Below are 17,977 nucleotides of genomic sequence, written 5' to 3' on the forward strand. Positions count from 1 at the left end.
TCATTCGGCCGCCGTCAGGGACGACGAGCACGACAGCACGACCACCGCTCCGGCCGGGTGTCGTCGGCCGGTTGTCGCCGGTCGTCGGCCGCACGTCGCTGGTCCCGGGTCAGGCCCGCGCCAGGATCGCGACGAGGAAGTCGTCGGAGGCGGGCCGCAGGTCCCAGCTCGAGAAGCGCTGCTGGAGGACGAGGCCCGCGGCCTCGGCGTCGGCCGCGAAGTCCTCGAAGGCGTAGCCGCGCCCCGCGCCGAAGCCGGCGACGAGGCGACCCTCGGGGGCGAGGTGCGCGGCCAGGCGCTCGAGGGCGGGCCGACGCTCGGCGGCCGAGAGGAAGGCGAGCACGTTCCCCGCGCTCACCTCGAGGTCGAACACGAGGCGCTCGCCGGCGTCGGAAGGCGTCGCGCGGTCCCCGCCCGCCTCGCGCAGGTCGAGTTCGGCGAGGTTCTGGACCTCCCAGCGCGCCTGCGGATGGTCCTCCCGAGCCACCGCGATCAGCTCGGGATCGAGGTCGACGCCCACGAGCGCGTGCCCGGCGGGCAGCAGGTGGGCGGCGAGCCGGCCCGTGCCGCAGCCGGCATCGAGGATGCGCGCGCGACGGGGGGCCATCGCATCGATCAGTCGCGCCTCGCCCAGGATGTCGGTGCCCTCGGCGGCGATGCGCCGCCAGCGCTCGGCGTAGCGGCGGGCGTGCCCGGGATCGCGGCGCACGGCCGCGTGCCAGAGGTTCTCGTCGGGGCCGATGGAGGGCGTCCGATCCGAAGCGGCCGTCGGATCCGCAGGGCCGGACGAGGGCGCCCCGGCACCGGAGTCCGACGGCGGCGTGGGCTGCAGGGGAAGGGAGGGCATGCCTCCAGTGTGCCAAGCCGAGCGGGCCGATGGTGCGCCGACGGGGCGCCCCGCCGCAGCGGAGCGCCCCGTCGGTCAGAGCTCGGAAGGAGCAGGCGTCAGGCCTGCGGGCCCTCCGTGGTGGGAGCAGAGGCAGGTCCCCCGGTGGCAGGACCGGAGGAGGCCGGACCGGAGGAACCGGTCGCGCCCGCAGCCGCGGATGCCTTCCCGGAGGCCGCCGCCCTGCCCTTGTTCTCCTCGATCTTCTCGAGCTGGCGGGCGGCGGCATCCCGGCCGCCCAGTCCGAAGGCGAGCACGGCGGCGGCCGCGAGGCCGATCACGAGCGCGCCGAAGGCGATCTCGATGATCCTGTCGGCCACGCCCATGGACTGCAGTCCCATGGCGGCGAACAGGATGATGATCGCCCACTTGATGACCGTGGAGGCCGTGCCCGAGACGAGCTTGGAGACCACGGAGGCGATGAAGAAGCCGGCGGCGATGATGACCGCGCCGAACAGGACGCTGCCGCCGAGGTTCAGGATCTGGCTGAGGATCTCGGTGATCTGCGGGAAGCCCAGCACCTGCGCCGCCATCACGGCGAAGAACAGGACCACGGCGATCTCGATGATCCGCAGCACGGTGGGCGTCGCCGAGGAGCCCTCGGAGATCACGTCGTTCTTCTGCAGCCAGTCGTCGATCCCGGTGGACTCGAGGATCGGCCGGAACAGCCCGGTCACGAAGCGCGCGATGAGCACGCCGATCCCCACCAGGGCGACCGCTGCGATGATGTTCGGGATCGCCGTGAACACGGTGGTGAGCATCGAGGCGGCCGGATCGGAGATCGAGGCGATCCCGAGGATCTGCAGCGAGGCGATCGACACCACGATCATGATCAGGGCGAACACGACCGAGGCGATGATCTCGGGGATGTTCGAGCCGGGCTTGCCACCGCCCTGGCCGGGATGTCCCTGCTGAGTCTGTGCCTGCGGGTGCTGGCCCTGCTGGGGCTGACCCTGCTGCGGCGCCTGGCCCTGCTGCGGAAGCGGCTGGGTGTGTCCGGGAGCCTGGCCCTGCGCCGAGGCGGTGCCCTGCGCGGAGGCGGCGCCCTGCGGGCCGCGCTGATCCCCCATGGCACCGCCGGTGGCCCTCTGGATGCCCGACTGGGCGGTGCCCAGGAGCTTGCCGAAATCGACGGCGTGCAGGGCGGTGGTGATGAGTGCTCGCACGATCTTGGCGATGACCAGGCCGATCACGAACACGAACACGGCACCGATGATGTTGGGCAGGAACCCGAGGCCCTGCTCGAGCATCGAGGTGACGGGCGTGAGCACCTGGTTCAGCTGGAAGATCCCCAGCACGATCACCAGGCCCAGCAGCCAGATCACCATCGAGAGGATCGTGCCCACTGCATTGCCGAGGGACGCTCCGTCCTGGCCGATGCGCCGCAGCGCCGGCACCTTCTGCGCGAGCTTCGAGGCTGCGCTCTTGAGGACGGCCGCGAGGATCGCGGTGATGATGAGGACGACGATGGCGGCCAGGACCTTCAATCCCAGTCCCGCCCAGTCGACATTGGACAGTGAGTTCACGGCTACCTCCGTGGGTCACGGGAGCCGACCGTCCGACGGGTTGTGGGCCGGGGACGGTGAGGAGGCTCCTCTGCCGGGGAATTGCGGATGTGTGACCACGCTAACACCCAGGGTTCGCGACGAGGCCAGGCCAGAGGGCGGATCCCCGCACGACGGAGCCCGAGGGATGCTCGTCATGTCCTCCTTCCTCGGACGCCATGTCCGCGCCATGTGGCGGTGCTGGGCTGGATCCCATGGCTCATCCCGATCCCCGCTGCTCGCCCGTCGACGCCCGTCGTCCGCTCACACGGAGAGGACTCCTGACGGTCTCCGCCACCGCGATCGCAGGGACCGCAGCGGCGGTCGCACCTGCCCGTCGTGCCTTCGCCGAGGACTCCGGACTGCGGGCCGACGGCACCACGCTGGATGCCGTCGCGACGCCCGAGCAGGGCGCCGAGGACGGCTACCGTCGGCTCGTCGCCGGCCCGGGCTACGAGCACGTGGTGCGCGAGGACGGCCTCGAGAACGCTCCGAAGGCCTCCCGGGCCGACACCCGCCGGTCTCTCGCGTCGTTCGTGCAGTTCACGGACCTCCACGTGCTGGACGCCCAGTCGCCCATGCGCTTCGAGTTCCTGCACGACCTCACGGGCTCCGCGTTCCGTCCGCAGGAGTCCCTGACCACGCAGGGCGCCGTCGCCCTGGTCGAGCGAGTGAACTCCCTGCGCCGCGGCCCGCACACCGGGCGACCCTTCGACTGCCTGGTCAGCACCGGGGACAACACGGACAACCACGAGCACATCGAGCTGGACTGGTTCCTCGCCGTCATGAACGGCGGCGAGATCGCGGCCTCGACCGGCGATCCGGACCGGTGGGAGGGCGTGCAGAGCAGCGGCGACGCGAGCTACTGGAACCCCGCCGACCCCGTGCGCGACCGCTACAAGGAGGTCGGCTTCCCGGAGCTCCCGGATCTGCTCGAGCGCGCGACCTCCTCGCATCACAGCCCCGGTCTGCAGGTGCCCTGGTTCAGCGTGTTCGGCAACCACGACGACTCCATCAGCGGCACCCTGCCCTCCGACTGGAAGGGCCTCGCGGACCTCTACACCGGGAGCTGGAAGTTCACCGGCTTCGAGGACCCGTCGGCCCAGAAGCAGCTGCGCGAGCAGGTGAGCCGCGCCGAGAGCACCCGTGCGCTCTCCGGCTCGGTGAGCCGCAGCAGCGGGAGCGCCCGCTCGAAGCGGGACTTCTCGGTCACGGCCGACGAGCGCCGCGCGCCCTTCACCACCGAGGAGTACATCCGCGCGCACCTCGAGCGCCCGCAGCCGGTGGGGCCGGCCGGCAACGGCTTCACCGAGCAGAACGTCCAGGAGGACACCGGGTACTACACCTTCGAGATCGCCGAGGGCGTCGTCGGCATCGCGCTGGACTCGACGAACCGCGCCGGCTTCACGGGCGGCTCGATCGGCCACGCCCAGTACCGGTGGCTCGAGGACGTGCTCGAGCGCGGCTCCAGCCGGCACTACGACGGACTGGGACGGCTCGTGCGCAGCCGGGCCGAGGACACCCGCTTCGTGGTCTTCAGCCACCACACGCCCGATTCGATGAACAACCTGCTGCTCGAGCCGGGCAACGGCGAGCTGCGGCACGCCGGCTGGGATGTCGCGAACCTGCTGGGGCGCTTCCCCAACGTGCTGGCCTGGGTCAACGGCCACACCCACACCAACGAGATCAGCCTGCACGGGCACGCGAAGCCCGAGCGCCGCTACTGGATCATCAACACCGCCTCGCACGTGGACTTCCCGCAGCAGGCGCGCGTGGTCGAGATCGTGGACAACCGCGACGGGACCCTGTCACTGCTGAGCACCCTGATCGAGGCAGACGCGCCCTATCAGGGGGATGCACTGGCCTCCCTCTACCGCGAGCTGTCGTTCAACGACATCCACGCGGACCTCTCGCAGGAGGGCACGCCGCAGGACCGCAACGTCGAGCTGCTGCTGGTGGCGCCCGGCGCCTGAGCCGCGCTCGGGTCGCCCGCCGCCCGACCCGCGACCCGATCCGGCCGACCATGCGAGAAGGCCCCCGGGATCTCTCCCGGGGGCCTTCGTCTCACGTGCGCGAGGGGGGACTCGAACCCCCACGCCCTCTCGAGCACACGGACCTGAACCGTGCGCGTCTACCAATTCCGCCACTCGCGCGTGTCTCCGGCACCAGGAGTCGCAGCTCACCGAGACCGAAGTGCCCTCAGACTACTCGTACGCAGGCGCTCGCCCAAACCCCGCCGACCGTGGGGTGCGCAACACCACTCCGGCACCGGGCCGCCGGCGCGCACGTCAGCGGGAGGATCCGGCCTGCCGCTCGCGCACGAGCTCCGCCTCGGTGAAGGCGTCGTCGATGTGGGCGGGGTCGATGCGTCGGCGCACCACCGTCACGTACAGCACGGTCGCGATCGCGACGGCGATGATGCCGACGATCGCGGCGAGCGTCATCTCGGCGCGCACCACCACGGTCGCGAACACGGCGAGCAGGCCGATGATCCCGACCGTCGCGGAGACCCGTCCCCCGGGCATCCGGAACGTCGCGCCCTCGACGCGGCGGGCGCGGAAGCGCAGGTAGGTCACGAGGATCAGCATCCACACCAGCAGCACGGCGAACACCACGACGCTCATCAGGTAGCCGAAGGCGGCGACGCCGCTCATCTGCAGCACGGCGGCCGCGAGGATCCCCACGCAGCTCACGGCGATCGCAGGCGCGGGCACCCTGCGCCGCGTGACGCGGGAGAAGACCTGCGGTGCCAGGCGGTCCTCCGCGAGGGAGTGCATGATGCGGCTTCCCGCATAGAGGTTCGCGTTGGCGGCGCTGAGGGCGGCGATGAGCACCAGCAGGTTCGTGATGCTCGCGGCGGCGGGCACGCCGATGGAGTCGAAGACGGTCACGAACGGGGAGGTCTCCACGGCCTCGCCGGTCGCCGACGCCTGCCTCCACGGCACCAGCGCCACGACGATCCCGATGCTCACCACGTAGAACAGGGCCAGGCGCACGATGGTGGTGCGGGCCGCGGTGCGGATCGAGCGCGCGGGCTCCTTGGCCTCGGCCGCGGTGATCGACAGCAGCTCGATGCCGCCGAAGCTGAACATCACCACGCTGAGGGCGATCCAGACCGCCGCCCAGCCGTTCGGGGCGAAGCCCCCGTCGGCCGTGAGCCCGGAGAGACCCGGCGCGGGGTGCGCGCCCGTGCCCAGGAACACCAGGAACAGGCCGACGAGCATGAACACGACCACCGCGATCACCTTGATGCTCGAGAGCACGAACTCGACCGCGCCGAAGGAGCCGACGGTGGTGAGGTTGATGGCCAGGATGACCGCCGCGAACAGCACGATGCCGACGGGCACGGGGATCGCCGGGAACCAGTAGGCGAGGTAGAGCGCGCAGGCCACGAGCTCGGTCGCGGTCACCGCAACCGTCACGATCCAGTACAGCCAGCGGCTGAGGTAGCCCCAGTACGGGGAGAGGTAGTGGGCGGCCAGCGTGCCGAAGCCACCGCGCACCGGGTGGCGGGAGGCCATCTCGCCCATCGCCAGTGCGATCGTCGCCGCGATGAGGGAGCCGATGGCGAACGCGATGATCACGGCGGGGCCCGCGTAGCCGATGGCCTCGCCGGAGCCGAGGAACAGGCCGGTGCCCAGCGCGGAACCCATGGCGATCATGGCGATCTGGCCGTGACCGAGCGAGCGGGCAAGCTGCGGAGCGGGGGCCGTCGGGGCCGGTTCCGTGCCCGATCCCGCGGAGTCGGACGCCCTGGGAGGGGGCGTGGAGGAGGAGGAATTCATCCGCTCAGGGTAGATGTCTGCACGCCCGCTCCTCCACACGGGGTGGCGCGGTCGTCCTCGGGGCCCCTGGCGCTTCCCGGGCGCGCATCGCGTCATGCGACGGCGTATGCGCGACATCTCTGCCTCATGCGGCAGACATGCTCGCTATATGCCGGTCGGCGACGCCGCGGCCCCGCCCGCACCTGCCAGCGCCCCGCACCCCGCACCCCGCCCGCACACGTGAAGCGCCCCGCCTCCGATTGCTCGGAGGCGGGGCGCTTCGCACGTCGCGGCTCAGGCCGCGACGGAGGGGGTCACTTCGCGGCGCCCTTGGCGGCGACGGCCTGGACGACCAGGTTCGCGAAGACGTCCTCGTGCAGACGCACGGTCGCCTTGTACTCGCCGAGCGACTTGATGGGAGTCGTGAACTCGACGGAGCGGCGGTCGATGTCGCGGTCGAACGCGGTCTTCACGGCGTCGGCGACCTCCTTGGAGGTCACGGCGCCGAAGAGACGGCCGTTGGTGCCGGCGCGCTCGGAGACGACGACGGGCTTCGACTCGAGCACGGCCTTGAGCGACTGCGCCTCCTCCAGGCTCGCCACGGCGCGCTTGCTGCGCGCGGAGCGGATCTGGTCGAGCTGGCGCTGGCCGCCGTCGGTCCACGGGGTGGCGAGCTTGCGCGGCAGCAGGAAGTTGCGCGCGTAGCCGTCCTTGACGTCGACGACGTCGCCCGCGGTGCCGAGGCCGGTGACCTCGTTGGTGAGGATGAGCTTGGTGGTCATGTGTGTGCCTTCCTCGCTCAGCGACCGGAGGTCGAGTAGGGCAGCAGGGCGATCTCGCGGGCGTTCTTCACGGCCTTCGCGATCTTGCGCTGCTCCTGCACGGACACGCCGGTGACCCGACGCGCGCGGATCTTGCCGCGGTCGGAGATGAACTTGCGCAGCAGGGCTGCGTCCTTGTAGTCGATCGACTCGACGCCCGCTGCCTTCAGCGGGTTCTGCTTCTTCTTCGGCTTGCGAAGAACAGGCTTGGCCATCGTGGTGCTCCTTGTTCCTTGATGCGGAGCCCGGGTCTCCCCGGGATGGGTGAATGGTGTGTGCGCAGGGCGCCTGCCCTGCAGTGGTCGGGGACGCGTCCGTCCGTCGACCCCTCGGTCCCGCCTCCGGTCACCCTCGGGTGATCAGCGCGGATCCCTCGGGATCAGAACGGCGGGTCGTCGTACCCGCCCTGGTTGCCGCCGGCCCACGGGTCCTGGTCGGCGCCGCCGCCCTGGTTCCCGCCGTAGCCGCCCTGGCCGCCTCCGGAGAAGCCGCCGCCCTGGCCGCCCTGGGGGCCGCCGAAGCCGCCGCCCTGGTTGCCCTGGCCGCCCTGGCCGCCGCGCTGACCGCCGCCGTTGAATCCTCCGCCGCCGCCGCGCTGGACCTTGTTGGCCTTCGCGGTGGCGTAGCGCAGGGACGGGCCGATCTCGTCGACGTCCAGCTCGATCGAGGTGCGGTTGTTGCCCTCGCGGTCGGTGAAGGAGCGCTGCTTGAGGCGGCCCTGCGCGACCACGCGGGTGCCCTTCTCGAGGGACTCCGCCGCGTTCTCGGCGGCGTCGCGCCACAGCGAGCAGCGCAGGAACAGGGCCTCGCCGTCCTCCCACTGGTTCGACTGGCGGTTGAACGTGCGGGGGGTGGAGGCGATGGTGAAGGAGGCCACGGCGACGCCGGACTGCGTGAAGCGCAGCTCGGGATCGGCCGTCAGGTTCCCGACCACCGTGATGATCGTGTCATTGGCCATGCTCTGCTCCTGATCTCCGGGTGCTCTCGTGCGGGGGTGGGGTGCGGCGAGCCGACGTCGGCTCCGTCATGCGGCTGCGGGTCCGGGGTCCCCTGTCTGCGGGGTCCGGGGATTCTGCGGCCGACGGGCCTGTCAGCTCTCGCGGATCACTTCGCGTCGAGACGCATGAGCTTCGTGCGCAGGACGGACTCGTTGAGTCCGAGCTGGCGGTCGAGCTCCTTGGCGGTCTCCGACTTCGCGGTGAAGGACAGGACGACGTACACGCCCTCGGACTTCTTCTGGATCTCGTAGGCGAACTTCCGCTTGCCCCAGACGTCCACCTCGTCGATGGTTCCGCCTTCGGCAGGGATGACCTGCACGAGCTTCTCAAAAGTGGTGCCGACGGTCCGCTCGTCGATCGAAGGGTCGAGGATGACGACCATCTCGTACTTGCGCATGTTCGAGTACCCACCTCCTGTGGTCTCAGCGGCCACGGGACTTCCGTGGCAGGAGGGTTCCATGCTGTCCGGGCCGCTCGGATCGCGGCACAGACCAGCCAAGACTACCCGGGCGTGCGCAGGCCCGCCAGGCCGGTGCGCGGCGTGCGCGGGGGATCACAGGGACGGGCCGCCGACGGGCCCCGGGCCCTCAGGCGCCCCGGCTCACTCGCCGTCGTCCTCTGTGGCCTACTTGGAGTCGTCCGAGTCGGAGTCCTTGCCCGTGCTCTTGTCGCCCGAGCCCTTGCCCGAGTCGCCCGTGCTCTTGTCGCCCGAACCCTTGTCGTCCCCGGAGTCCCCGCTCTTGTCGCCGGAGTCCTTCGAGTCGCCCGAGTCGCCCGTGCTCTTGTCGGAGTCCCCGCCCTTGTCCTTGTCGGAGTCCTTCGAGTCGTCCTTGCCCTTGTCCGAGTCGTCCTTGTCGGACTCCTTGTCCGTGGGCTTCTCGGTCTTCGAGGACTCCTCCTCAGTGGGCTTCTCGGTCTTCGAGGACTCCTCCTCGGTCGGCTTCTCGGTCTTCGAGGACTCCTCGTCGCTGGGCTCCTCGGTCGGCTCCTTGCTGGGCTCCTCCGTGGTGGGTGCCTGCGTGGTGGTCGGGGCCTTCGTCTGCGGGGCCTGCGTGACGGGCGCCTTGGTGGCGTTGCCCGCGGAGGACTTCTGGTTGTCCAGGACGACCTCGCCGTCGAACTGCTCGATGGGCTCGCCCTCGAGGGTCTGGGACATGATGCGGCCCCAGATCGTCGCCGGCCACGAGCCGCCGGTCATGCTGGAGACGCCGCCGAACGGGGTGAGCTGCTCCTCGCTCTTGCCGTCCTCGGAGGGCTGGAACATACCGACCGCGGTCACCATCTGCGGGGTGAAGCCCACGAACCAGGCCGACTTGAAGCTCTCGGAGGTGCCGGTCTTGCCGGCGACGGGGCGACCGCCCATCACGCCGGCGACGCTGCGGGCCGAGCCGGTGGACGGCGGGCCCTGCAGGGCCACGGTCGCGTTGATCGCGACCTTCTCGTCGAGCACGCGCTTCGAGCTGTCCTTGTGCTCGTACTCGTCGGAGCCGTCGGGGTTGGACACGGAGTCCACGATGTAGGACTGGTGGTGGACGCCCTTGGCGGCGATCGTCGCGTACGCCTCGGCCATCTCGCGGACCGTCGGCGAGGCGCTGCCCAGCACGTTGTTCGCGTTGTCGTCCAGACCCGGGGTCTTCTCGGGGATTCCCAGCTGGACCGCCATCTTGCGGGTCTTCTCGGGCCCCATGGCGACGTTCAGCCCGGCGTACGCGGTGTTCACCGAGTTCGTGGTCGCCTGCCGGAGACTGATCGGGCCGTAGGAGGTGTGGCCGAAGTTGTTCACCGTCCAGCCGCCGAAGGTGCGCGGCGAGTTGCCGTCCCAGGTCGAGTTCAGGCCGTAGCCGTTCTCGAGGCCCGCGACCAGGGCGAACGTCTTGAAGATCGAGCCGGCCTGCATGCGCGACTGGGTGGCGTCGTTGATCGACTGCTTCACGAAGTCGGGGCCGCCGTACATCGCGGTGATCGCGCCGGAATCGGGGTCGATCGACATCGTGCCCACGCGGTTGGCGTCGGGCCGGCCCTCGTCCTTCAGCCCGTCGATGGTGTCGACGGTGATGTCCTGGTCCTTCTTGGAGACCGTGGAGACGATCTTGTACCCGCCGGTGTTGATCTCCTCCTCGGTGAAGCCCTCGCGCTCGAGCTCGCTGCGCACCATCATCAGCAGGTAGCCGTTGGTGCCCTCGAGGTAGTTCTGCTGCTTGTTCTTCGAGGTCTCGGGGAACTCGAGCTTGTCGGCCTGCTCCTCGGTGAGGGAGCCGGTCATGTTCACCTCGCGGGTGATCACGCGGTCCCACTTCTTGGCCGACGCCTCCTTGTCGTTCGCGGGGTCGTAGGCCGAGGGTGCCGGGATCACGGCCACCAGCAGCGCCGCCTCGGACTCGTCGAGGTCCTTCGCGTCCTTGCCGAAGTAGGCCTCGGAGGCGGCCTGGATGCCGTAGGCGCCGCGCCCGAAGTAGATGGTGTTGAGGTAGCGGGAGAGGATCTCGTCCTTGCTGAGCTCCTGGTCGGCCTTGAGCGCCATGATCATCTCCTTCACCTTGCCGGTGTAGGAGGTGGTGGTGCCCGTGTAGTACCGCTCCACGTACTGCTGGGTGATGGTCGATCCGCCCTGGCGGGAGCCGCCCTTCAGGTTGTTCCAGAGTGCGCGCACGATGCCCTTCGGGGACACGCCGCGGTTCTCGTAGAAGGTGGTGTCCTCGCTCGCGACGACCGCGTCCTTCACCGTCTGCGGGATCTCGTCATTGGGCAGGATCGTGCGGTTGACCTCGGAGAACTGCCCCATCTCGGTCTTGCCGTCGGAGAAGTAGACGCGCGTGGTCTGGGCGACGGCGACGTCGTCGGCCTGGGGGACGTCGGTCGAGTTGTAGAGCCAGACGGCTCCGCCCAGACCCAGCAGCACGATCAGCGCGATGGCGCCGCCGAACATGCGCAGCGAGGGGAGCCAGCGCAGCGGGCCCTTCTTGCCGGCGCGCGGGTAGTTCAGCGCGGCGGCCAGACCTGTGCGCTTGGCCGTCCCACGACCCCCGCGTCCGCCGCGGCCCGAGCCGGCCGCGGCCGAGGTGCTGCGCTTCGCGGTCCCGCTCTTCGCGGTCCCGTTCTTCGCTGCGCCGTTCTTCGCTGCGCCGCTCGCGCCCGCGGCGCCGGCCCCGGCGGTGCCGGCGCGGCGTGCGGTGCGGCTGGTGCCCTTGGGCGAGCCCTCGTTCGCGGATCGGCCGGCGGCTGATCCCGCGCCGGCGCTCCTGCCCGAGGACTTCCCCGCGCCCTTGCCCGCGCCCGCGCCGTTCGTACGGCTGCGGCCCTGAGCGCCCGGGAACTGCTTGCGCGCCGAGGAGGCGCCGTCGCCGGCGCCGCGGGACCGGCCTGTGCCGGAACCGCCGTCGCGTCCGGATCCGGACGACGGACGCGAGGGTCCACGAGAATCGCTCACAGCTGCTCCTGACGGCTCGACTCCAGGGCATCCCGGAGCGCCTGGGGCAGGCGTCCGGGGGCGAGGCGCCGATGGGCACGGCGTCGCAGTCCTCCAGTATCCGCACGAGCACGCGCGGATGGGAACGCCCCGGCGGTGACCATCACACGCCCTTCACCCCGCCCGTCCAGGTGAGGAGAGGTGCGGGTGGCCCATGCCACAGCCGCTCGGAGCGGGGTCCCGGCCGGCGTCGCGTCACCGTCGGTGCGGCCCCGCTCAGCGCTCGCTCGCAGCGTTCACCCGCGATCCTCCCACCAGGCGCGCAGCCGGCGTTCGGCCTCGTCCTCACCGAGGGGGCCGTGCTCCATGCGCTCCTCGAGGAGGAAGGCGTAGGCCTCGCCGACCTCGCGCCCCGGCGGGATCCCCAGGACCTGCATGATCCGGTTGCCGTCGAGGTCGGGGCGGATCTTCTCGATCTCCTCGCGGGCGGCGAGGTCGTCGATGCGCTCCTCGAGGTCGTCATAGGCGCGGGCGAGCGCGCGGGCCTTGCGACGGTTGCGGGTGGTGACGTCGGCGCGGGTGAGGCGGTGCAGGTGCTGCAGCAGCGGACCGGCGTCGGTGACGTAGCGGCGCACGGCCGAATCGGTCCAGCCGGAGTCCGCGTAGCCGTGGAAGCGCAGGTGGAGCTCGACCAGTCGGGCGACGGCCTTCGTCGTGTCCTTGTCGAAGGCGAGCTTCTTCATGCGCTTGGCGGTCATGCGGGCGCCCACGGTCTCGTGGAAGCGGAAGGTCACCAGCCCGCCGGGCTCGAAGCGGCGGGTCGCGGGCTTGCCCACGTCGTGCATGATCGCCGAGAGCCGCAGCACCAGGTCCGGGCTCTCGCAGGGGCCGCCCGACCCCTCGGGGCTCTCGAGGTCGATGGCCTGGTCGAGCACGGTGAGCGTGTGCTCGTAGACGTCCTTGTGATGGTGGTGCTCGTCCCGCTCGAGGCGCAGGGCGGGCAGCTCGGGCAGCACGTGCTCGGCGAGGCCCAGGTCGACCATGAGCTCGAGGCCGCGGCGCGGGTGCGCCCCCACCAGGAGCTTCACGAGCTCGTCGCGGGTCCTCTCGGCGGAGACGATCTCGATGCGCCCGGCGAGCCCCCGGATCGCCGCGGCGGTCCGGTCCTCGATGGTGAAGCCGAGCTGCGAGACGAAGCGCACGGCGCGCATCATCCGCAGCGGGTCGTCGTCGAAGGACTGGGCGGGCTCGACGGGCGTGCGCAGCAGTTCGCCGGCGAGGTCGTGCAGGCCGTCGAAGGGGTCCACGAACTCGAGGGAGGGCAGGCGCACGGCCATCGCGTTGACCGTGAAGTCGCGGCGCGAGAGGTCGCCCGCGAGGGTGTCGCCGAAGGCCACCTCGGGCTTGCGGCTGGTGGGGTCGTAGGACTCGGTGCGATAGGTCGTGATCTCGACCTTGACGCCGTCGCGGGTCGCGCCGAGCGTCCCGAACTCACGGCCCATGTCCCAGATCGCACCGCCGTGCGTCCAGCGCCGCAGCACGGCCTCCGTCTCGTCGGGCCGCGCGGAGGTCGTGAAGTCCAGGTCGGCGCTCGAGCGGCCCAGCACCGCGTCCCTCACGGGACCGCCGACGAGCGCAAGCTCCTGCCCGGCCTCCTCGAAGAGGCGTCCGAGCTCGTGGATGGGTGCAGGCAGAGCCTGGAACATCGAGGCCGCGCGGGTGCGCGCGGCCGTGAGACGAGCGGCGCGCTCGTCGGGGTGCTGCGGGTCGGTCACGGAAGTCCTGTCATGTCAGGGGCGCAGGGAGCCGAGATCCCGGGGCGAGGGCTCCGAGGGGCCGACGGCCGTGAGGGATGCCCTGTGGAGATCTCGCGGCAGGCCCGGTCACCTGCCGGGCTCTACCGTATCGGCCGCATACAGTGTCCCCATGTCCGAGCCGAGCCCGTCCGTGCGCCCGCGCGCGCCGCTCCCCGGACCCAGGGCCCTCGCAACGGCCGCCCCGCGGCTCCTGCTGGTGGCGCTGATCGCCCTCGCCCCGGCGCTCCTGATGCCCACGGGGCCCGCGATCGCCCAGGTCACAGGCTCGAAGTCCGCATCGGCCAGCTCGCAGTCCGCGTCGACCGGGCAGACCTCGAGCACGCGGGCCACCGCCTCGTCGGCCTCTGCCTCCTCCTCGAGCGCCCGGCCCTCGGCCCCTCAGCCGGCGGAGCCCGAGGCGACCGGCGGAGTGAGCCTCGACCTGGTCGACGGCGGGGACGTCGCCCTCAAGCCCGGGGGGAAGCTCACGCTCACCGTGCGGCTGACCAACCGCGGCACGACGGCGATCGAGGATCCCGCCCTGGAGCTGCGGGTGCGCACCGATCGCGTCACGGACCGGCGCACGCTCGCGCAGTGGCAGCAGCAGGACGGCCCGGACACCTACGGCGTCCCGGCCACCACCGAGGAGGGCCCGGCGAGCCTCGACGCGGGCGACTCCGCCGAGTTCACCCTCTCGGTCGACGCCGATGACCTGGGCCTCTCCACCGCCTCCTACCTGTGGGGCGCACGGCGCCTGTCGGTGACTGCCACCGATGCCGACGGCCCCCTGGCCTCCCTGCGCTCCTTCACCGTGTGGCGGCCCGACGACGCCGACGCGAAGATCGCCGGGAGCGTGCTGCTGCCGCTGTCCGCGAGCGACCCCGGCGCCGCCGTCAGCGATCCCGACGCCTACGAGGCGTCGGCCGAGAGCGGCCGGCTCAAGGATCTCGAGGGCCTCGCCGCGCGCGACGACGTGGACTGGATGCTGGATCCCGCGCTGCTGGATCCGCCGGCGCTCTCGGACGCCGATGCCGGCGACTCCTCGGGCTCGGGGTCGTCGGGCTCCGACTCCTCGGCGGACGCGGAGGACGGGGACGACGCCGGGGACGACGGCGACTCCGCGCAGACCCCGCCCGCGCGCTTCACGACGCCGGACGCCACGAAGCACCTGGCCGACACCCTCACCTCGGGGGCGAAGGACCGCGACGTGATCGGGCTCCCGTACGCCCAGTCGGACACGATCGGGCTCGAGCAGGCCGGCACCACGGACCTCTCCGACGCGCTCGCGGCGCGCAGCGAGAAGGTGTGGGAGGACGCGCACATCGACCCGCTCGGCGAGGCCGTGTCGATCCCGGGCGAGGAGGCGAGCGGGAAGACCCTCTCGCAGGCCGTGACCAGCGGCGCCGATCTCCTCGTGGTGCCTTCCTCGTCTCTGCGCGCCGACCCGGTGGGGACGGTGACGCCGTCCTCGGTCGGCACCTTCACCGCGGGCGACCGGACCGTGCCCGTGCTGGCGCCGGACCCGACGCTGTCGGACGAGGTCTCCGAGCTGCGCACGGGCGAGGACGTGCAGCAGGTGCGCCAGCGGATCCTCGCGGAGACCGCCGTGATCGCCTCGGAGCAGTCGAGCACGCAGCGCCAGGTCCTCATCGCCCCGCAGCTCGGGGAGGACATGGACGCGGGCGCCGTCTCCTCGACCCTCGACGCCCTCGACGACGCGCCCTGGATGACGCAGGCGCCCGTCTCCGACCTGCTGGACGCGGCGGAGGGCGGCGACATGGTGACCGACACGGGCACCGAGGGCGACGGCCTCTACGCGCTCGGCGAGCTCGACGCGGACGACGTGCGCCCGTCGGGCCCCGGCGAGGACGGCACCTGGGCGCACCTGCCGCGCGCCCGCTCCCGCGACGAGGTCGACACGGGCACCCTGCAGTCCCTGCAGCGCTCGCTGCGCTCGATGAGCACCGTCGCCGCGGTCGCCGAGGACGACGCCCCGTTCTCCGCGACGCGCACGCTGATCCTCACCACGACCTCGACGACGCTCGCGAAGGACCATGACGAGGCGTCCCGGCGCGCGAAGACCGCGCAGAAGGACGTCGCGGCCATGCGCGAGGCCATCCACGTGGTGCCCGCCTCCGGCTACAACCTGGTCTCCGACTCGGCGGGCGTGCCGATCACGGTGACCAACGACCTGGACAGCCCGATCACGGTGAAGGTCGAGGTGAGCACGGACCGGCCGATCGTGCGGGTGGGCGAGCCCACCACGGTCGAGGTGCCCGCGCGGCAGAAGAAGGAGGTGACGGTCCCGATCGACGCGATCGCGAACGGGACCGTGACCCTCACCTCCACCGTCCGCTCGGAGGACGGGGAGGAGCTCGCCGCACCCGTGTCGGTCCCGCTGAGCGTGAACCCGGCATGGGAGAACTGGACGACCATGGTGCTGGTGGGCGCCATGGGCGTGCTCGTGGTGGTGGGCGTGCTGCGGGCCCGGCGCACGGGCTCGCGCCGCCGTGCCGCCGCGGCAGAGCTGACGGACGACGGCGAGGGGGAGGCCGCAGGGGATGCGGCCGACGAGGAGAAACCATGAGCGCACCACGACGCATCCAGCACCGGCCGCGGCATCTGCGGCCGGGCCCTCCCCGCGCCCGGCCCCGCCCGGCCCCGGCACGACCCGCCGCGCAGGCCACGCCGGCTCCCGCACCGACGCCCGCCGCCCCGAGCTCCGACTCGGCTGAGGTCTTCTCCTCGCGCACTCCGCCTCCCGCGCGCCGCACCGCGCCGGTCTCCGACGATGCGGCCGCTGCGCACGCGGCCGACCTCGAACGAGCGGTCGCGACCCTCGACGAGACGACGGGGTCGCTCGACCCGATCACCGAGCAGATCGCCACCGGCTCCGCAGCCGGGGCGAGGAGGCGCGCCGGCACGTCCGCCGGCCCCGAGGCGGAGAGCGGCAGGAGCCCCGACGGCGGCAGCGGTGACGGCCCGACCGACGGTGCCGGCGGCCCCCCTGACGGTGCGCGCAGCACGACCGACGGTGCGGACGACACGGCCGACGCACCGGCCCCGAAGCTCACCAGCACCCGCGCGCGGCTCATGCGCGCGACCGCCGTGATGGCCCTGGGCTCGACGGTCTCCCGCGCGCTCGGGTTCGTGCGCAACTTCCTGTTCGGCGCCATGTTCCTGGGCATCAGCAGCTCCGTGGGCAGCGCGTTCAGCTCCGCGAACGTCGTGCCCAACACGATCTGGATCATGATCGGCGGCGGCACGCTCAACGCGATCCTGGTGCCCGCGATCGTGCGGGCCGCGAAGCGTCCCGACCGCGGCAGCGACTTCACCTCGCGACTGTTCACCCTGGTCACGGTCGCCGCGGGCGGGGTGACCCTGCTCGCGATGGCGCTCGCGCCGCTGCTCATGGTGCTCACCAACGGCTCGCTGCCGCCGGACACCTACGCCCTGGCCGTGCAGCTCGTGTACTGGATGATGCCGCAGATCCTGTTCTCGGCGCTCTACCTGATGCTCGGCCAGCTGCTGAACGCGCACGACTCCTTCGGGCCCTACCAGTGGGCTCCTGTGCTCAACAACCTGGTCGCGATCGTCGGCGCGCTGATCTTCCTCGCGATCTGGGGCAGGCAGGGCGATCCGACGGCCTGGACCGTGCCGATGGTCGTCGCCCTGGCCGCGATGAACGTGGGCGGCTCCGCGATCCAGGTCGTCTTCCTCTGGTACTTCGTGCGCAAGCTCGGGCTGAAGCTGCGCCCGAAGTGGGGGTTCCGCGGTCTGGGCCTGGGCAAGCTCAGCCGCATCGGCATGTGGAGCCTCGGGATGCTGATCGTCGGCCAGCTCGCGCTGTACGCCGGGCGCTGGAGCGTGGGCGGCGCCGTGGAGGCGGCCGAGGCCAGCCAGGGCACCGACGCCTCGAGACTCTACCCGGGCCTGGGCACGATGGACTGGGCCTACACGGTCTTCATGATCCCGCAGGGGATCCTCGCGGTCACCCTGGTCACCGCCGCGTTCCCCTCGATCTCGCGCAGCGCCTCGGAGGGGGACCACGAGCGCGCCCTGCACCGGTATCAGCAGACCAACCGGATCCTCGCGGTGCCGATGATGCTGTGCGCTGCCGTGTTCATCGCCCTGGCCGGCCCGATCATGTGGGTCATCGACGGCGGTTCGAGCGTCGCCGGGGCGCAGGCGAGCGCGTGGGTCCTCGCCGCGTACATGCTGGGACTGGTGCCGTTCTCCGCGAACTACCTGACCAAGCGCGCTTTCTACGCGTACGAGGATGCTCGCGCCCCCTTCTGGATGCAGATCCCGACCTCGGCGCTTCCCCTGCTGGGCGTGGCGCCGGTGCTGCTGTTCGTGGATCCGCACTGGCAGGCGGCGACGGCGGCGCTCGTGGTGTCGCTCGGCAACGTCGTCGGCTGGGCGTACGGGCAGTGGATGCTGCGGCGGCGAGCCCGTGAGCTCGGGGCCTCGCTGGACGGCGGCGCGAAGGCGATGCTGCTGCTGGGCCGGCTGCTCGTGGCGGCCGTCGTGGCCTTCCTGGTGGGCGACGGTCTGGTCGCGCTGATGGGCGGGGCGATGTGGACGAACCGCGTGCTCACCGTCGTCCTCGGTCTGGTCGTCGGGGCGGTGGCGAGCGCCGTGTTCGTGGCGGTCGCGTGGGCGCTGCGCGTCGAGGAGCTGCGATCGCTGATGGCGATGGTGCGCGCGCGGATGCCCGGTGGCGGCCGCCGGTCAGCGGGCACCCGTAGCATGTGACAGG

General features: G+C 71.6%; 12 protein-coding genes and 1 tRNA gene. 3 read left to right on the plus strand and 10 right to left on the minus strand.

Features of this window, described 5'->3' with window-relative positions; genetic code table 11:
- Positions 1-109: 109 nt before the first annotated feature.
- Positions 110-847, minus strand: a complete 738-nt coding sequence (locus M4486_RS13805; protein ID WP_249477822.1) for a class I SAM-dependent methyltransferase — start codon at positions 845-847, stop codon at positions 110-112.
- Between the two features lie 98 nt (positions 848-945).
- Positions 946-2,412, minus strand: a complete 1,467-nt coding sequence (locus M4486_RS13810; RefSeq protein WP_249477823.1) for a mechanosensitive ion channel — start codon at positions 2,410-2,412, stop codon at positions 946-948.
- Between the two features lie 233 nt (positions 2,413-2,645).
- Between M4486_RS13810 and M4486_RS13815 the strand changes: the two genes are divergently transcribed.
- Entirely contained in the window at positions 2,646-4,403 is a 1,758-nt protein-coding gene (locus M4486_RS13815) for a TIGR03767 family metallophosphoesterase (protein ID WP_249477824.1), read from the plus strand.
- A 96-nt stretch (positions 4,404-4,499) separates the two neighbouring features.
- Here the strand turns inward: M4486_RS13815 and M4486_RS13820 are convergent.
- The 8 genes from M4486_RS13820 to M4486_RS13855 form a co-directional block, all read right to left on the minus strand.
- Positions 4,500-4,583 (minus strand) — tRNA-Leu (locus tag M4486_RS13820).
- A 135-nt stretch (positions 4,584-4,718) separates the two neighbouring features.
- Entirely contained in the window at positions 4,719-6,215 is a 1,497-nt protein-coding gene (locus tag M4486_RS13825) for an amino acid permease (protein ID WP_249477825.1), read from the minus strand.
- Between the two features lie 293 nt (positions 6,216-6,508).
- Entirely contained in the window at positions 6,509-6,976 is a 468-nt protein-coding gene (gene rplI / locus M4486_RS13830; RefSeq protein WP_152353949.1) for a 50S ribosomal protein L9, read from the minus strand.
- A 17-nt stretch (positions 6,977-6,993) separates the two neighbouring features.
- Positions 6,994-7,230, minus strand: a complete 237-nt coding sequence (gene rpsR, locus M4486_RS13835; RefSeq protein ID WP_152353950.1) for a 30S ribosomal protein S18 — start codon at positions 7,228-7,230, stop codon at positions 6,994-6,996.
- A gap of 164 nt (positions 7,231-7,394) precedes the next feature.
- Positions 7,395-7,973 (minus strand): single-stranded DNA-binding protein, encoded by a 579-nt coding sequence (locus tag M4486_RS13840; protein WP_152353951.1) that lies wholly within the window; start codon positions 7,971-7,973, stop codon positions 7,395-7,397.
- A 146-nt stretch (positions 7,974-8,119) separates the two neighbouring features.
- Positions 8,120-8,410, minus strand: a complete 291-nt coding sequence (gene rpsF, locus M4486_RS13845; RefSeq protein ID WP_228359647.1) for a 30S ribosomal protein S6 — start codon at positions 8,408-8,410, stop codon at positions 8,120-8,122.
- Between the two features lie 228 nt (positions 8,411-8,638).
- A complete protein-coding gene (locus tag M4486_RS13850) occupies positions 8,639-11,440 on the minus strand; it encodes a transglycosylase domain-containing protein (protein ID WP_249477826.1) in 2,802 nt (933 codons plus the stop codon).
- Positions 11,441-11,715: 275 nt separating this feature from the next.
- The gene (locus M4486_RS13855; protein WP_249481147.1) at positions 11,716-13,125 is read right to left on the minus strand and encodes a CCA tRNA nucleotidyltransferase; all 1,410 of its coding nucleotides are present in this window, start codon (positions 13,123-13,125) and stop codon (positions 11,716-11,718) included.
- A gap of 220 nt (positions 13,126-13,345) precedes the next feature.
- On the opposite strand from M4486_RS13855, the gene M4486_RS13860 reads away from it, so the two are divergent.
- Together M4486_RS13860 and murJ are read left to right on the plus strand one after the other, a co-directional pair.
- Positions 13,346-15,802 (plus strand): DUF6049 family protein, encoded by a 2,457-nt coding sequence (locus M4486_RS13860; protein ID WP_249477827.1) that lies wholly within the window; start codon positions 13,346-13,348, stop codon positions 15,800-15,802.
- Positions 15,799-17,973 (plus strand): murein biosynthesis integral membrane protein MurJ, encoded by a 2,175-nt coding sequence (gene murJ / locus M4486_RS13865; protein WP_249477828.1) that lies wholly within the window; start codon positions 15,799-15,801, stop codon positions 17,971-17,973. Before M4486_RS13860 ends, murJ begins: the two co-directional genes overlap by 4 nt.
- Positions 17,974-17,977: the final 4 nt, after the last annotated feature.

Source organism: Brachybacterium kimchii (assembly GCF_023373525.1).
In the GTDB taxonomy this organism is placed as follows: domain Bacteria; phylum Actinomycetota; class Actinomycetes; order Actinomycetales; family Dermabacteraceae; genus Brachybacterium; species Brachybacterium kimchii.

What these genes read in the sequence shown, in the direction of transcription:
- M4486_RS13805 (WP_249477822.1), bottom strand. Translation starts at nt 847, where the DNA reads ATGCCCTCCCTTCCCCTGCAGCCCACGCCGCCGTCGGACTCCGGTGCC.
- M4486_RS13815 (WP_249477824.1), top strand. Translation starts at nt 2,646, where the DNA reads ATGGCTCATCCCGATCCCCGCTGCTCGCCCGTCGACGCCCGTCGTCCG.
- M4486_RS13825 (WP_249477825.1), bottom strand. Translation starts at nt 6,215, where the DNA reads ATGAATTCCTCCTCCTCCACGCCCCCTCCCAGGGCGTCCGACTCCGCG.
- rplI (WP_152353949.1), bottom strand. Translation starts at nt 6,976, where the DNA reads ATGACCACCAAGCTCATCCTCACCAACGAGGTCACCGGCCTCGGCACC.
- rpsR (WP_152353950.1), bottom strand. Translation starts at nt 7,230, where the DNA reads ATGGCCAAGCCTGTTCTTCGCAAGCCGAAGAAGAAGCAGAACCCGCTG.
- M4486_RS13840 (WP_152353951.1), bottom strand. Translation starts at nt 7,973, where the DNA reads ATGGCCAATGACACGATCATCACGGTGGTCGGGAACCTGACGGCCGAT.
- rpsF (WP_228359647.1), bottom strand. Translation starts at nt 8,410, where the DNA reads ATGCGCAAGTACGAGATGGTCGTCATCCTCGACCCTTCGATCGACGAG.
- M4486_RS13855 (WP_249481147.1), bottom strand. Translation starts at nt 13,125, where the DNA reads ATGTTCCAGGCTCTGCCTGCACCCATCCACGAGCTCGGACGCCTCTTC.
- M4486_RS13860 (WP_249477827.1), top strand. Translation starts at nt 13,346, where the DNA reads ATGTCCGAGCCGAGCCCGTCCGTGCGCCCGCGCGCGCCGCTCCCCGGA.
- murJ (WP_249477828.1), top strand. Translation starts at nt 15,799, where the DNA reads ATGAGCGCACCACGACGCATCCAGCACCGGCCGCGGCATCTGCGGCCG.